The following is a 15,122-nucleotide window of genomic DNA, read 5'->3' as shown; positions in this document are numbered from 1 at the left end:
CCCGTTGAATCAGGCCGACTTGCGTTTGGGTGCTTTCGCCGTCTTCGTGGCTGCCTTCAAAGCTTTGCCGGACTTGACCAGGGCGATACCCTTGGCCGGAGCGGCTGCATGTTTTGCCGCCGGCTTCTTCTTCGCCGGAGCCTCTTCATGCGCCTCGTGGTCTGACGTGTCCTCCGACGCAGGGCTCGCGATCGACTTACGCAGCGCATCCATCAGGCTCACGACGTTCGACTTCTTCGGCGCAGGCGCTTCGTCCTTCGGGATCGGCGCATGGTCGATCTTGGCCTGCACGAGCTCTTTCAGCGCGACCTCATAGCCATCGACAAACTTGGCCGGATCGAACTTCGCGGACTTACGTTTGATGAGCTGCTTCGCCAGGTCCAGCGAGTCCTCATCGACCGCAGGCTTCTTGATATCGCGGAAGTACTCCTTCGGGTCGCGCAGCTCCTCCGAGTAGCGCATCGTGTACGCCATCATGCCGCCCAGCGAGTCATCCTGCGTGGGCGTGATGGCGACGACGTGTTCGCGCCCCCCAAACGCGATCTTGGAGAGAGCAATCTTCTTCTCGTCCCGCAGCGCCTGCCGCACGACGGCGAACGCCGGTGCCTGCGCATCGTTCTCAGGCACCACGAAGTAGGGCTTCTCAAAATACTCCGGGTCGATCTCCTCAGCGTCCACGAACTGGATGACCTCCATGGTGTGCTTGGAGGGCACGCGAAGTTCGCTCAGTTCCTTCGGCTCCACAATGACGTACTGCCCCTTGGTGTACTCGTACCCTTTGACGATCTCATCCTTCTTGACCATGCTGGACGCCGCCATGGGAGCGTCATCCGGAGCCGATTCACGGGCTTCCTGCGCGGAGGCGAGCACCTTCTGCTGGCGGACGCGCTCACCGGTGGAGCGCGAGATCTGATGAAAGTGAATCTCGCCCTTGGCCTCGGTTGCGACGAAGAGCTTCACGCCAAAAGAGACGAGTGAGATGGTGATCTGTCCGGTCCAGTAAGGGCGCGCCATGGTTTTGCCTCTGCTGTTCTGATTCCGCAGCAGGCCCGTGGAGATGCTTTATCAGGCTGGTATTAGCTGGGTAGTTACTCGAACCGAGTCGTCACCCGGCCAATGGTGGAGAAGTGGACGTCGACCGACGAGCTTGCTGTCGCGAGCGTGTTGCCCGTCCAGCTTCCCGTAGTGATCCACTGGCCGGCTCGCAGACCGCCCGTGCGTGCCGCGCCTTCGTTGGCCAGGTAGGGAAGCAGGCGCAGAAGATCCCCGGCGGTGTTTGAGCCCGTGCGTTCCACGCGGACGCTGCCGTCCACCGCGAGCACGACCTGCTCCTGGGTGAAATCGACTGTGCGCCACTCCGGGCAGGGCGGCCCGTAGATGAAGCCGCCGTTGATCTGGAGGTCGGCGATCTTGTTGAGCGTCGGGACGATGCCGGGATCGAGTATTCCTGACTCAAGGACCTCGATCGCAGGATGGCAGGAGGCGATGGCCGCGATGACCTCGTTGCGGCTATAGGGTGTTGCGCGCGGCGGAAGGTTATCGCCCAGCAGGAACGCGACCTCCGCCTCCAGGCCGCGATATCGGCTGGTATGTCCCTTGATCTTGCTGCCGCCCGGAGCCATCCAGGCCAGGGGCATCGGCGCGAAGGATGGCGTTGCATCGGCCGAGGGTGCGCCGATCTTCCAGCCGCCGATGCTGCCAAAGGACTCGGCAAGCTGACCCTGAATCCAGAAGGCTTCTGCCTCCGTGGTCGGAGCCAGGGCTGGCGGAAGGTCCTGAATCGGATTGCCGGTGCGGCGTGCATCGAGCAGCAGATCTACGGCTTCAAGGAGCTGGGCTTCACGAGGTCCGGAGAGACCGGAGAGCTTAGTCGTCGTCATTCTGTTTGGCCTCTGATGGTTTGATGTCGGTTACGAAGCCGGGGTTCTGGCGGAGGCTGAGAAGGTTCGCAAGCAGCCTGTAAGCGCCGGGAACACCCTCCGGAAGCGAACGGTACAGCGCGAGCGCGCAGTAGATATATGCGCCCTTGCCGGTGCGTGCCAGCAGCAGGCCGCCCTTCTGCGGGTCCTGGTCAGGATCATGAACCTCCAGCAGAGCCTCATAGTGAGAGTCCCACGTGGAGGCAAAGCCGTGTCCCCACTCCTCTACCCAATGCTCGAAGTCAGCCGAGGTCAGCTTGTTGGGCCAGTTGAGAGCGGGCGATTCAGGCGCGAGAAAGGTGACGGGCTGGGCTTCTACGACAACGTTATGAGCCGAGTCGCCAGGCAGATCAAACGGATAGGGTGCCGCGTGGCCGGAGCTGCCACCACTGTTGTACTGAACCAGCACGATTCCGCCATTCGCGGCGAAGTCCAGCAGCGGCTTGGACCCTGCGCCTGCAAGCTCCGGGTGAGCGGAGTAAGCGCGCACGCCGAGGATAACCGCGTCGAAGCTTGCGAGCTTCTGTGCCGTCAGATCTGCAACGGTGAGCATCGTCGGCGTGATGCCAAGATCCGGCAGAAACTCCGCAACCGAGTCCCCGGTCCCTGGCAAATAGGCGACTTTGAGGTTAGGTGCCGTCTTGACGTCGACGGCGGTGACCTTATCGATGGCGGGCGTGTAGAAGTTGGTCGGGGTCAGGCCGGCGTAGCCGACAGCGCGGAAGGACTCCGTGTAGTTATAAGCCGCGGAGCGGGCGACGGCCTGCGCTTTGACGATCGTTCCATCCTCCGGCCTGTGCGGCGGCGAGATGGTGAAGGCGTAGCTCTTGTCGACGGCACAATGCGGATCGAAGTCCTGAATACCGGGCGCGACGAGCCAGTCGTTGGAAAGCCGGATGCTCAGCTTCGCAACCTGCTTTGGAAGGTCCTTCGCCACAGGGTGGCATGCGGCAGGATCGGTGGCGTTGACGCGCAGCCGGGTCTCCAGGGGGAACGACGGCATATCAAGCGGCACGATGCCGGAGGCGCTGGAGAGCGAGACCGTGACCGGCGGAACGATGACGACCGGTTGCGGGCCCTTTGCATCGTCAGTGGCCTGCACGACAGTTTCGAGATCAAGCCGCACGCCCTGATCGTCAAACTGGACGCCAGCCGAGATGGGATACGGGGTCGCCGGCGCATTACGGAGGTTAGCGTCTTTGACGTTGTAGAAGGGCTGCTCCAGATTCGGTCGGGAGAAGTAAGGTCGTGTGGGGACGAGACCCGCAAGATACGGCAGCCGGATGGGAAGCTCGCGCGTGGTGCGCGGCTGGATCGCGCCCAGATCGGCCTGGCCGATGCCTTGCCCAGCCGTGTTCGCCGTGAGGTGGATTCCGGCGATCCGGTACGAGTTCGCGCTCTTGTTGTCCAGCTTGATCTTTACGGCAAGCGAGGTCAGGGTGGAGAGCACCTCCGGTCCAGCCTTGGGGTCGGCAAGGGTCGCGCTCACGGACAGGTGATGAGCGAGGACGAGAGCCTGGTTGAGCTGCACGCGCTTGGTCCGGAGTTCGTGGAGAAGATCGTACTTCTGCTCCTCGGGCAGGGAAGCTGCCTTCATCTCGGCGAGAAGGGTGTCGAGCGAGCGTAGAGCATCGCGTAGCGGAGGCGCGGTCAGCTCGATGTTCTCCGGCGTGAAGATGCTCTCTGCGTCCGCGACCTGTTTATCAATGGAGGCGAGCGTGGTGCGGAGGCTTGCGGGCGCGGCTGGCGCAAGGTTCGCGATGCCGGTCAAGGTGGTATCGACGCCGTCAAAGAAAGACTTCTCCTGCGCGGAAGAAGAGCCGGTCCGGCTCGCCTTCAGCGAGTAGCCGCTACTCAGCGCGCCGGCTGGAGCAGTCCGTACGCCTTCGCCAATCTGCGTCTTCTGCAGCGCGAGCCCCTTGCGTGCGAACTGGACGTAGGAGTCGCCGTGCATACCCAGCAGCGTGGACTTTTCGCCCTCAGGAATCTCCACCGTGGCGACCGGCTCGCCGGTGCTGTCCGTGTTGGTGACGTAGTTGTGGAAGAGCGGCGGGATGGTCCTGCCGGTGGCGTAGTCGAACATGCCGTCCTTGGTCACGCGGGAAAAGGGGACACGCGCGTAAACCTTCAGCGGCGCCCACGGCGGCAGGCCCATCTCCGGGAAGACCTTGGGATCGGCCGCGGCGGTGAAGACCTCCTGGCATATCTCGCCGGAGGTCTGATGGTGGCCGTGTCCGTCGGTCGGCCCACCGACGAAGACGGAGGCCAGCACCAGCGGACGGTAGAGCCTCACGGCGCGGACAGCGTCGTAAAGCACGCGCTCATGCGTCCATTGCGCAAGGGTCTCTTCCTTGGTCTTCGAGAAGCCGAAATCAACCTCCGTACCGAACATCTGGTCGACGCCCAGGTAGCGGTCAGCCGCAAGCAGCTCCTGCGTGCGGATCAGGCCGAGCGCATCGTTGAAGTCGGCCGACATCAGGTTCTGCCCACCTTCACCACGCGTCAGCGTCAGCATGGCCACACGCGCTCCCTGACCGCGCGACTCATACGTCAGCATCCCGCCGTCCTCATCGTCCGGGTGCGCGACGATCATCATCAGCGAGGCCCGCGTGCGCAGCTTCTTCAGCAGTTGCTCCAGCGCCGGAGCGCCGTGATTGATCTCGAGCGTGTCCGCGTGGGCAGGCGCTGAGGTCCGTTCGCCCATCAGGTTGGCCGGGTCTTTGGCCTGGGGGTTTTGCTGCGCGAAGGCAAGCGAGGGCACAAGCAAAAGGGCGAGGCTTCGGGTCCGGCGTCCGAGTGTCATTAGCACCAATCTCTCATATCGCGTTAGAGAAAGGCGTAGCCAATTGCGATTCAGAGATCGCTGGAGCAGGAAAGGTAGACTCTTCGTATCGAAGAAAACCAACAACTCGAACGGACGCTGACTCTTCGGCCAGCCGTGGCGATCAACATGCTGGACATGATCGGCGTCGGCCCGTTCATCACGTTGCCCATCCTGCTCAGCGCCATGGGCGGCCCTCAGGCGATGCTGGGTTGGATCTTTGGCGCGCTGCTGGCGGTCTGCGACGGGCTGGTCTGGGCGGAGCTTGGCGCGGCCATGCCGGAGGCGGGCGGCTCGTATCGCTTTCTGCGGACGATGTTTCCCGGCGAACTCGGCCGCTTCCTGGCATTCCTCTTCGTCTTTCAGCTCATCTTTTCCGCACCGCTCTCGGTCGCGAGCGGCTGCATCGGCCTCTCGCAGTACGCGGCATTCCTCGCGCCCTCGTTGGGAGGCCATTGGTGGGCCTGGGGACGAGTCAGCGCAGGGCCGGGAACGCTGGTCGCCATCGCCTGCGTTGCGCTGGCCTTGGTCCTGCTCTACCGGCGGCTGGCCAACCTCAAATGGATCTCCTACGTGCTGTGGACAGCGGTCATCGCGACCATCGGCTGGATTCTGGTTACAGCCAGCCTCTACGGCCATCTGGGCCGGGCCTTTAGCTTTGCCCCCGGAGCCTTCCACCTGACGCCCTCATTCTTCTCCGGCCTGGCTTCGGCGATGCTCATCGCCACCTATGACTTCTGGGGCTACTACAACGTGACCTTCCTGGGCGCGGAGGTCAAGGACCCCGCGCGGACGATCCCACGTGCCATCCTGATCTCCATCGGCGCAGTGGCGGGGCTGTACCTGCTGCTGAATGTGGCGATCCTGACGGTCATGCCCTGGCAGCCCCTCGTCGGTGAGACCGAACTCGGCGCACGCCAGGCGCTCGTCGCCTTCTTCATGCAAACAGCGTACGGAGGCCACCTGGGCATGGTGCTGGGCCGAGTCGCCGCCGGTCTGGTGATGATTACGGCGTTTGCCAGCGTCTTTTCCCTGTTGCTGGGTTACTCGCGCATCCCCTTTGCAGCAGCGCGCGATGGCAACTTCTTCCGCATCTTCGGCCAGTTGCACGCACGGCACGGCTTTCCATACGTCTCGCTGCTCTACCTCGGAGGCGCGGCGATGGTCTTCTGCTTCTTCTCGCTCAAAGAGGTCATTGCGGCGCTGGTCGTGCTGCGCATCGTGGTGCAGTTTCTGCTGCAGCATGTGGGGGTGATGGTCCTGCGCAAGCGCCGCCCGGATCTGCCCAGACCCTTCCGCATGTGGCTCTATCCATTGCCTCCGGTCCTGGCGCTGGCGGGTTTCGGCTATATCCTCCTGGCTCGCCCCATGTTCTACCGGGAACTGGGCGAGGCACTGGCCGTCGTCGCGCTGGGAGCTCTGTTCTACTTCATCCGGCGCTTTCGCAGATCTGAAAGTCGTCCAGAAAATAGACCAAAATGGTCCGAATCAGTTTAAGATAGACAGATGAGCGAAACACTGGAAGCTACCACCGAATCTGCTGCCGCCCCGGCTGCCCACGCGCCCAAGTACACGCGCAACAATCCCTACCAGTCCAACGTCCTGGTCAATGAGCTTCTGACGGCTGAGGGCTCCGAGAAGGAGACCCGCCACGTCGAGCTGTCGCTTGAAGACGGCATGACCTACACCCCCGGCGACGCCGTCGGCATCCTCCCTGAGAACCGCCGTGAGGTCGTGGACGAGATGCTGCAGGCCCTGGGCTTCACTGGCTCTGAGCGCGTACTCGATCACTACAAGGTTGAGATCGACCTCGACGAAGCCCTTCGCACCCGCCTCGCCATCGGCAAGCTGGAGCGCGGACGCATCACGCAGATGGTCAAGCTCGCCCCGGAGAACGCTGGCCTGAAGGCCATGGCCGGCGCGGACAACAAGGCTCGCGCGGAGGAGTACTGCTACGGCCGCGAGTTCATCGATCTCGTCAAGGATTTCCCTGGCATCATCACGCAGCCTCAGCAGTTATTTCAGATCCTCGCCCGTCTGACGCCGCGCATGTACTCCATCGCCTCCAGCCAGGCGCTCCATGCGGATAACGTGCAGACCACCGTGCGCGTCGTCCGTTACGACGCACATGGCCGCAGCCGCCAGGGCCTGGCCAGCGGCCACCTGGGCGAGCGCGCCCCCGTCGGTGGCACCATGCCCATCTTCCTCCATGCCAACGGCAACTTCCGCCTGCCGGAGGACTCCTCTAAGCCCGTCATCATGGTCGGCCCCGGAACCGGCGTCGCGCCCTTCCGTGCCTTCCTTGAGGAGCGTCAGGCCAAGGGCGAGACCGGTGACAACTGGCTCTTCTTCGGCGAGCAGCGCCGTGCGCTCGACTTCCTCTACCAGGAGCAGTTTGAGGGTATGCACAAGGACGGCGTCCTGACCCGTCTGGAGACCGCCTTCTCCCGCGACCAGGCCAAGAAGATCTACGTGCAGGACCGCATCGAAGAGCACGCGGCTGAGGTCTACGCGTGGCTTGAGCGCGGAGCCTACTTCTACGTCTGCGGCGACGCGACCCGTATGGCCAAGGACGTCCATACCGCTCTGCTCGACGCCATCGCCAAGGGCTCGAACGGCACGCTGGAGCACGCCGAAGAGTACCTGGCCACGATGAAGAAGCAGAAGCGCTATCAGTTGGACGTGTACTAAATTCTTCGCAGCAAACAAAGAACGGGAGCAGCCGAGGCTGCTCCCGTTCGTATTTCTAAATCCGGTTCCCGTTCCTAAATGCGGTTATAGTCCGGCCGCCACGTGCCGATGTTCTGCTTGATGGTCTTGCCGTCCAGATTTTCAGCCACGGCCTTCCGCGCGAGCGCCGGAAGCTCCGCATCGCACGCAAACCGCAGCGCGACAAACTGCCGTGTCGTGAGCTGGTCCGCGATGGAGTGGTGTTCCTCCGGCATAAGCTCATGCAGCCGCAGACGCCCTTCCAGACGAATGACGCGATCCTGAACCGCAAGCGGGTACATCCGCGACTTGAGGTTCAGAAGAATCAGCCCCATCGATGCCAGAATCATCCAAAGATGATCCAGCCGGTGAAGCGGCCAGTCGTGGCGGATCAGGTAGAGAGAAAGCCCTAAAGCGATCAGGCCCAGTGGCAATAAGGTGAAGTGCGTGATGGGGTCGAGCGCGGTATGGCTCTTAAAGCTCTGTTCGGCTGCCATGGATGTTGAGCTCCTGAAGGGTGGACGCTCAGCATAGCACTTTCGTCTCGGGCAAACCTCAGAGGTTAAAGAACCCGATTGCTGATGTGGCGTGGAGCAAGCTCTGCACGGGATAGTTCGCGGCTGTGCGCGTGATGGTGTGACGACAGCAGGCTGAGGTCTGCCTTCGTGGAATCGGCCGCGTCCAGCCAGGTGTGAGAGTGCCCAAGATAGCCCGAAAGATCCGCATGCATCGCCGCCTCATCCGCGTTGCAGCCCGTAGCCATCGCCGCAGCCGCCAGCAGCAGCGCGCCCGTAAGGAGCCGCGAGACCTGGTTGGAAGGCAGACTGTTGTGCGCTGAGGTGGTAAGCGAGTTGAGCATCGGAGCCTCCGGGGGTACGTCATCAGCTTAGGAAACAACCGTCACTCGCGCCATTCCCAGAGCGGGTTATTACCTTCGTCAGGCTTTTCATCGGCATCCGCTTGCATCCGTGCGATACATCTTTCGTGTGGGAAAACGTGACGCACAGGTTCGCGATACCCTTGAGAGATGGCTCAGGCAAAGAAGCGAATCGGTGTGCATCTTGGAACGTCAGGCGGTTGTTGGACGGCAGTGAACAGGGCAGTGGAGGCGGGCGCGAACACCTTCCAGTTCTTCTCCTCCAGTCCCCGGACCTGGAAGGCCAACGCGGTCAAACCGGAAGAGGCCGCAAAGATGCGCGAGCTGCGCGCCGCCAACGATATCGGCCCCGTCGCCATCCATGCCAGCTACCTCATCAACCTGTGCAGCCAGACCGAAACCGTCCGCATCAACTCCACTGCTGCCTTCCGCGGTGAAGTAGAACGCGCTCTCGCCTGGGGTGCCGAGTACCTGGTCCTCCATCCCGGAAGCTGGAAGGGCCTCACCCGCGACGAAGGCCTCCGCCTCGCCGCCGCCTCCATCGTCGAAGCGGTCGACGGCATCGACTTCACCGGCAAGGACTTCCGCATCCTCATTGAGAACACCGCCGGCGCGGAGTTCTCGCTCGGCGGCAAGCTGGAGCAGGTCGCGGAGCTCGTCGAAACCCTCAAGCCCTGCGCGCCCGTCGGCGTCTGCCTCGATACCTGCCACGTCCACGTCGCGGGCTACGACATCGTCACGCCGGAGGGTTATGCGGAGACCATGCAGACGGTGGAGCAGACCATCGGCTTTGAAGCCGTCAAGGTCTGGCACTGCAACGACGCCAAGGCTGCCATGGGCTCGAAGCTCGACCGCCACGAGCATATCGGCGAAGGCACGATCGGAGCCGAAGCCTTCCGGCGCCTGCTGCACGATCAGCGCTTTGCGGGCGCGGTCTTCATCGCGGAGACGCCCGTGGACGCACCAGGAGATGAGGCGCGTAACGTCGGCGTGCTCAGAACGCTCGCGGCGGGATAATTTGCTTGTCTTGATGGGCAGCGTCACGCAGAATGGGAGCGTGGCGCGGAGGATTGAAGATGCGTGGTTCCTGCCTGTCTTTTGTAGCATTGGCGGCGGTCTTGATGGGTGGCGAGAACGGTCTCGCACAGAGCACGCTCGGGAACGGTGGTGGGATTCTTCTGGCAGAGGCGGGCCATGGCGGCCTCAGCGACCACAGCGTTAAAGGGCTACCGTACAGTCTCGTCGAGACGTTCACGTCGCAAAGGATGCTGGCGGATGGGACGAAAATCGACAACACCCACGAGGAGCGGATTATGCGCGACTCCGAAGGGCGTGAGCGGCGTGAGACGAGCCTGATCAAGGACGGCAAGCCGGAGTTGACATCGATCTTCATCATGGACCCGCTCAACAGAACTTCGACGATCCTGATGCCGAGGATGAAGATTGCCCATGTGAATCATCTGCCGCAGCGGAAGGTCTTGACGCAGGAAGAAGAGGCGAGAGGAGCGGAGGCTCGCGCGAAGGCCGAGGCAGCGCGCAAGGAGCATCAGGCACAGCCAGGCATGGAGGATTTGGGAGCGCAGGCTATCGCCGGAGTCGTTGTAGAAGGTAGACGACGCACCATGGTGATTCCAGCAGGACGTATGGGAAATGATCGCGAGATCAAGGTGGTGACCGAGACGTGGACGTCGCCTGAATTGAAGATTATTTTGAGCAGCACAACCGATGATCCGCGTCTTGGGAAGATGACAGCCGTAGTGACGGAAGTGAAGCGTGGTGAGCCAGCGGCGGCGTTATTCACTATACCCGCAGACTACAAGGTGGAGGAGCGCTCGCTTGGTCTTGGCGGACTGGCACACTAGGCAAGGGATGCCCGGTGTGGGCTTAGCTTGGCTGAAGTTGTCGCCAGATCAGAGGTCGAAGACATTGGTATCCAGAAACGCATTGCGAAACTTGCCCTGCGGATCGTACTTGGCCAGCAACGCCTTGAAGTCGTACATCCGGGGATAGAGCTGCTGTACCTGCGCGGGCGGCACGGTGAAGAGCTTCGCCCAGTGCGGTCTTGCGGCAAAGGGCGCAAGCTTCGCCTCGATCAGCGGCAACACCTCACGTACGCCCTCCCAGTTCCGTTTCCAGGTAAAGTGCAGCGCCAGGGAAGGCCGCCGATAGGCCATGCTCATCCAGAGGTCATCCGCTGCCACCGTCCGCAGCTCAGAGATGAACAGGTGCGGCGTGATGCGGTCGCGCAACTCCTCCACGGCCATAATTGCCTCATATCCGCGGTCGAGTGGGACGAAGTACTCCGTCTGCAACTCCTCGCCGTTGCTGGGCGTGAGGTCTGGCCGGAAGTGCGGCAGCCGCTCAAACGACGGCCCCGGAATCCCCAACTGCACCGTGCGGTTCTCGGTTGAGCCGTTCGGCAACGGATGCAGCGTCTTCGTCGCCAGCGTAGCCCCAAACAATTCCGGCGCAAACACAGGCGGAACCCCAGACTCGACGCGCCGCTTCACCCAGACCTGCCGTATCCGCTGCTCCTGCCAGTCCGTAAACAGGCTCACGCTGTATCCGCTGAGGAAGATCTCCTCAAGATGCTTCTCCAGTTGGCTCAGCGCAAGACCCTCATAGACAGACTGCGCGACCTCAAACGCCGGCTGCACCTCCAGCGTCACGCTTGTGATGATCCCCAGGCCGCCCAGATTCACCACCGCCCCGGCAAAGAGCTCGCCATCCTTAGCCCGTGAGAGCGTCTGCAGCGAGCCATCGGCCGCCACAAACTCAAACCCGGACACCGCGGTCGAAAGGCAACCGTTCCCGCTGCCGGAGCCATGCGTCGCCGTCAGGCAAGCGCCCACCACGGAAATATGCGGCAGGGAAGCCAGGTTATGCACCGCAAATCCACGCTCATGCAGGTACGGCGCAAGCTGCGCGTAGATGATGCCGCTCCCCACCGTGACGGTCTTCTCCGCAACATTCAGCTCCATAGACTTCAGCCTTGCGAGAGAAACCTGCGTCCCGTCCGTATCCGCAATGCTGTTGAACGAGTGCGCACTCCCCAGCGCCTTCACCTTGGCGGCCCTGGCGACGATCTCCCTTACCTCATCCACCGTCCCCGGCTCATGCAGCGTGGCGGCCTGGAAGGCGTAGTTGCCTCCCCAGTTCATACGTGAAGCGGTCTTACTGGCGGCAGTCTGATCGGTCGACATGATCCCCCAAGGATAGTTCACAGACATGTCAGGTCCATCCAGGCGGGTACAATCAAGGGAGTATGTCTGATATATCTTTGCCTGAAAACGCAGGAAATTCGCCCCAGTCTGACGCCGCCTCCGCAGAGCCGAACCAGCCGCAGCGCTACACGCCGGCTGAGATCGAGCCCAAATGGCAGGCCCGCTGGGACGCTGACCCCAGCCTCTACGCCGCCGACGCCCACGACTCCGGCAAACCCAAGTACTACTGCCTGGAGATGCTCCCGTACCCCAGCGGTGCCCTTCACATCGGCCACGTCCGCAACTACGCCATCGGCGACGCGCTCGCGCGTTTCATGTGGATGCGTGGCCACAACGTCCTGCACCCCATGGGCTGGGACGCCTTCGGGCTGCCGGCGGAGAACGCCGCTCTCAAGAACAACGTGCCCCCGCGTGAGTGGACGCTCTCCAACATCGCCTCCATGAAGAAGCAGTTCCAGCGCCTCGGCATGGGCTTTGACTGGTCCAAAGAGGTCACCACCTGCCTCCCCGACTACTACCGCTGGAACCAGTGGCTCTTCCTCAAGATGTTTGAGCGCGGCCTGGCCTACCGCAAGAAGAGCAAGGTCAACTGGTGCCCGCAGTGCGCCACCGTCCTCGCCAACGAGCAGGTCATCCAAGGCCGTTGCTGGCGTCATGACGAGACCGTCGTCGAGCAGCGCGACCTCACCCAGTGGTTCCTCCGCATCACCAAGTACGCGGACGAACTCCTCACCGGCCTCGACAAGCTCGAAGGCTGGCCGGAAAAAGTCCGCACCATGCAGCGCAACTGGATTGGCCGCAGTGAAGGCACCAACGTCGACTTCATGGTCGCCAACGCGCCCGCGTCTGCCAGCAACGGATCGAAGATCACCGTCTTCACCACGCGCGTCGACACCATCTTCGGCGCGACCTCCATCCAACTCGCCCCGGAGCACGCGGTCGCCAAGGCCTTCGCCGCCGAGGACCCCAGGCTCGCCGAAGAGATCGAAGCCCTCCTGCTCCAGCAGCAGAAGGCCCGCGAGACGGATGAGCTTGGCGCAATCGAAAAGCACGGCGTTCCCACCGGCCGCTTCGCCGTCAATCCCTTCAACGGCGAGCGCGTTCCCATCTGGGTCGCCAACTACATCCTGGCCGACTACGGCACTGGCGCCATCATGAGCGTGCCCGCGCACGATGAGCGCGACTTCGAGTTCGCCACCAAGTACAACCTGCCCATCAAGCGCGTCATCGCCCCCAATCTCGACACCGACGACCTCCCTCTGCCATACCTCGCCGAAGAAGAAGCCGTCCTCATCGACTCCGGCGAGTGGTCCGGCGAGGCCTGTCTCGAAGCCCAGGACAAGATGGCCGCCTTCGTGGAAACAGGCAGCTTCGGGTCGAAGACCGTCACCTATCGCCTCAAGGACTGGGGCGTCAGCCGCCAGCGTTACTGGGGCACCCCCATCCCTATGGTCTACTGCGAGGCCTGCGGCGCAGATGAACCCATCCCTGTACCTGAATCGCAGCTTCCCATCCTCCTCCCGGAGCAGATCGCCATCACCCAGGAGGGCGGCTCGCCCCTCGGCCGCGTGCCGGAGTTCGTCAACACCACCTGCCCCAAATGTGGCGGACCCGCGCGTCGCGAGACCGACACCATGGACACCTTCGTCGATTCAAGCTGGTACTTCTACCGCTACACCGACCCCCACAACGACACCGCCCCCTTCGACTCCGCCAAGGTCAACTACTGGTTCCCCATCGACCAGTACATCGGCGGCGTCGAGCACGCCATCCTGCACCTCATCTACTCGCGCTTCTGGACCAAGGTCATGCGCGACCTCGGCCTCATCGTCAACGATGAGCCCGCCGAGCGCCTCTTCACCCAGGGCATGGTCATCAAGGACGGCGCCAAGATGTCCAAGTCCAAGGGCAACGTCGTCAGCCCGGACCTCATGATCGACCGCTACGGCGCGGACGCCACCCGCATGTACGCCCTCTTCGCCGCTCCCCCTGACCGCGACCTCGACTGGCAGGAGGAAGGCGTCGCCGGCATCAGCCGCTTCCTCGGCAAGATCTTCCGCCTGACGACCAAGTTCGCTCAGCTTGAGGGCGGTGAAGCAGGCCCGGCAGACGCCGCGCTCCTGCGCAAGCTGCACCAGACCATCGCCAAGGTCACCCACGACTTCAGCGGACGCTGGCACTTCAACACCTCCATCTCGTCCATCATGATCCTGGTCAACGAGATCACCGCCAACGAAGCCGCCATCGACGCAGGCCAGGTCACCGCAGCCACGGTCAAGTCGACCCTGCGCTCGCTGATCCAGATGATCGCCCCCTTCGCGCCCTTCCTTGCGGCAGAGCTCTGGGAGACGCTTGGCGAGCAGGGAATCGTCTTCCGCCACCCCTGGCCGGAGTCCGACGCAGCCCTGGCCCGTGAGGATGAGATCTCCATCCCCGTCCAGGTCAACGGCAAGCTCGCCAACGTCATCAAGCTGCCCTCAGAAAGCACGGACGAAGAGGTCAAAGCCGCCGCACTCCTGGACGAAAAGGTCGCAGCCCGCATCGCAGGCAAGACCATCGTGAAGGTCGTCTACGTCCCCGGCAAGCTCGTCAACCTCGTGGTGAAATAGCGTGGCCGCGACGGCTCACGGCGCGCAACCGGTCCGGGGCACGCAGTCCTTCGTCCGCACCCTCTCGCTCTGCTGGACGAACCCCGGCCTCACCGGCCTTGAGGTCCTCTGGCGCTGGGTTTACGGCATGCCCGCCGTCTGGGTCGTCGTCGTGCAACTCCGCCGCATCCTGCTGGCCGCAACCGATGGCACCCTGGACCCCGCCCGCCTCGGCCTTGATCGCACCCTCCTCAACGACCCCGTAGGAGCCCTCACCGCAGACCCCATGGGCGCAGCCGGCAAGTTCGCCGGAGCCATCGGCCTGGTCCTCCCGCAGATCCTGCACCTAGGCGCATGGCTCGCACCCCTCCTCCTGGCGACGTGGGTCATCGTCTCCTCCTTCGGCCGCACCGCCGTCCTGCGCCGTGTCGACCCCACCCTCCACGCCCGCCCCATCACCCTGATGATCCTCCAGGCCATCCGCATCACCGCGCTGGCCGCCAGCTTCGTGATCTGGTTCAAGGCCCTCACCTGGAGCTCCCACACCGCCATCACCGGCCCCATCGCCGCAGGGTCAGAGCCCAACCTCGTCCTCTACTGCGCCCTCGTCATCGTCCTGACCATCGCCCTCTTCATCCTCTGGTCATTGGTCAGCTGGTGGTTCGGCGTCGCGCCCCTGCTTGCCATGCTCAACGACACCGGCCCCCTCGCCAGCCTGCGAGCAGCAGGAAATCTCGGCGCACTCAAATCCAATCTCATCGAGATCAATCTCGTCATGGGCATCGTCAAGATCGCCCTCATCGTCCTCGCCATGGTCTTCTCCGCCACACCGCTGCCGTTCCAGAGCGTGACCACGCCGGAGTTCCTGGCCTGGTGGTGGGCAGCCGTTACCGTGGTTTATCTGCTCGGCTCAGACTTCTTTCACGTAGCCCGCCTGGTCTCGTATCTCGATCTCTGGCGTCGCTCCTAAGCTCCCCAGACCGA

The 15,122-nt window shown here is 63.0% G+C and carries 12 protein-coding genes; 6 read left to right on the top strand and 6 right to left on the bottom strand.

The genetic code is table 11. The annotated features are described in order from the left end of the window. Positions 1–9: 9 nt before the first annotated feature. From ku to ACIX9_RS10600, 3 genes are all read right to left on the bottom strand, one after another. Positions 10–1,014, bottom strand: coding sequence for a non-homologous end joining protein Ku (gene ku, locus ACIX9_RS10610; RefSeq protein WP_013580487.1), 1,005 nt, complete (start codon positions 1,012–1,014; stop codon positions 10–12). A gap of 74 nt (positions 1,015–1,088) precedes the next feature. Further along, positions 1,089–1,880 carry a 2-keto-4-pentenoate hydratase gene (locus ACIX9_RS10605; RefSeq protein ID WP_013580486.1) on the bottom strand — a complete coding sequence of 264 codons (792 nt, stop codon included), beginning with the start codon at positions 1,878–1,880 and terminating at the stop codon, positions 1,089–1,091. Further along, on the bottom strand, positions 1,867–4,680 hold the full coding sequence (locus ACIX9_RS10600) for a PIG-L family deacetylase (RefSeq protein WP_198152081.1): 2,814 nt from the start codon (positions 4,678–4,680) through the stop codon (positions 1,867–1,869). The genes ACIX9_RS10605 and ACIX9_RS10600 overlap by 14 nt, the downstream gene beginning before the upstream one ends. A 177-nt stretch (positions 4,681–4,857) precedes the next feature. Between ACIX9_RS10600 and ACIX9_RS10595 the strand changes: the two genes are divergently transcribed. Together ACIX9_RS10595 and ACIX9_RS10590 are read left to right on the top strand one after the other, a co-directional pair. Continuing rightward, positions 4,858–6,237: an APC family permease gene (locus tag ACIX9_RS10595; RefSeq protein ID WP_013580484.1), complete on the top strand. Its 1,380-nt coding sequence runs from the start codon at positions 4,858–4,860 to the stop codon at positions 6,235–6,237. Between the two features lie 9 nt (positions 6,238–6,246). Then, a complete protein-coding gene (locus ACIX9_RS10590) occupies positions 6,247–7,431 on the top strand; it encodes a diflavin oxidoreductase (protein ID WP_013580483.1) in 1,185 nt (394 codons plus the stop codon). Positions 7,432–7,505: 74 nt separating this feature from the next. Here the strand turns inward: ACIX9_RS10590 and ACIX9_RS10585 are convergent, their stop codons facing one another. Both ACIX9_RS10585 and ACIX9_RS10580 read right to left on the bottom strand, forming a co-directional pair. Further along, positions 7,506–7,946, bottom strand: a complete 441-nt coding sequence (locus ACIX9_RS10585; RefSeq protein ID WP_013580482.1) for a DUF6526 family protein — start codon at positions 7,944–7,946, stop codon at positions 7,506–7,508. A 65-nt stretch (positions 7,947–8,011) separates the two neighbouring features. After that, the gene (locus tag ACIX9_RS10580; protein WP_013580481.1) at positions 8,012–8,308 is read right to left on the bottom strand and encodes a hypothetical protein; all 297 of its coding nucleotides are present in this window, start codon (positions 8,306–8,308) and stop codon (positions 8,012–8,014) included. Positions 8,309–8,476: 168 nt separating this feature from the next. On the opposite strand from ACIX9_RS10580, the gene ACIX9_RS10575 reads away from it, so the two are divergent. Both ACIX9_RS10575 and ACIX9_RS10570 read left to right on the top strand, forming a co-directional pair. Further along, entirely contained in the window at positions 8,477–9,343 is an 867-nt protein-coding gene (locus ACIX9_RS10575; RefSeq protein ID WP_013580480.1) for a deoxyribonuclease IV, read from the top strand. A gap of 53 nt (positions 9,344–9,396) precedes the next feature. Continuing rightward, a complete protein-coding gene (locus ACIX9_RS10570) occupies positions 9,397–10,188 on the top strand; it encodes a hypothetical protein (protein ID WP_157477477.1) in 792 nt (263 codons plus the stop codon). Positions 10,189–10,236: 48 nt separating this feature from the next. On the opposite strand, the gene ACIX9_RS10565 is transcribed toward ACIX9_RS10570, so the two are convergent. Continuing rightward, positions 10,237–11,529: a D-arabinono-1,4-lactone oxidase gene (locus ACIX9_RS10565; RefSeq protein ID WP_041597667.1), complete on the bottom strand. Its 1,293-nt coding sequence runs from the start codon at positions 11,527–11,529 to the stop codon at positions 10,237–10,239. Between the two features lie 62 nt (positions 11,530–11,591). On the opposite strand from ACIX9_RS10565, the gene leuS reads away from it, so the two are divergent. Together leuS and ACIX9_RS10555 are read left to right on the top strand one after the other, a co-directional pair. Next, positions 11,592–14,159, top strand: coding sequence for a leucine--tRNA ligase (gene leuS, locus ACIX9_RS10560; RefSeq protein WP_013580477.1), 2,568 nt, complete (start codon positions 11,592–11,594; stop codon positions 14,157–14,159). 1 nt (position 14,160) lies between these two features. Beyond that, on the top strand, positions 14,161–15,108 hold the full coding sequence (locus ACIX9_RS10555; RefSeq protein WP_013580476.1) for a hypothetical protein: 948 nt from the start codon (positions 14,161–14,163) through the stop codon (positions 15,106–15,108). Positions 15,109–15,122 lie beyond the last annotated feature (14 nt).

It is taken from the genome of Granulicella tundricola MP5ACTX9 (assembly GCF_000178975.2).
Taxonomy (GTDB): Bacteria; Acidobacteriota; Terriglobia; order Terriglobales; family Acidobacteriaceae; genus Edaphobacter; species Edaphobacter tundricola.
This window is presented reverse-complemented; position numbering and strand designations above follow the sequence as displayed.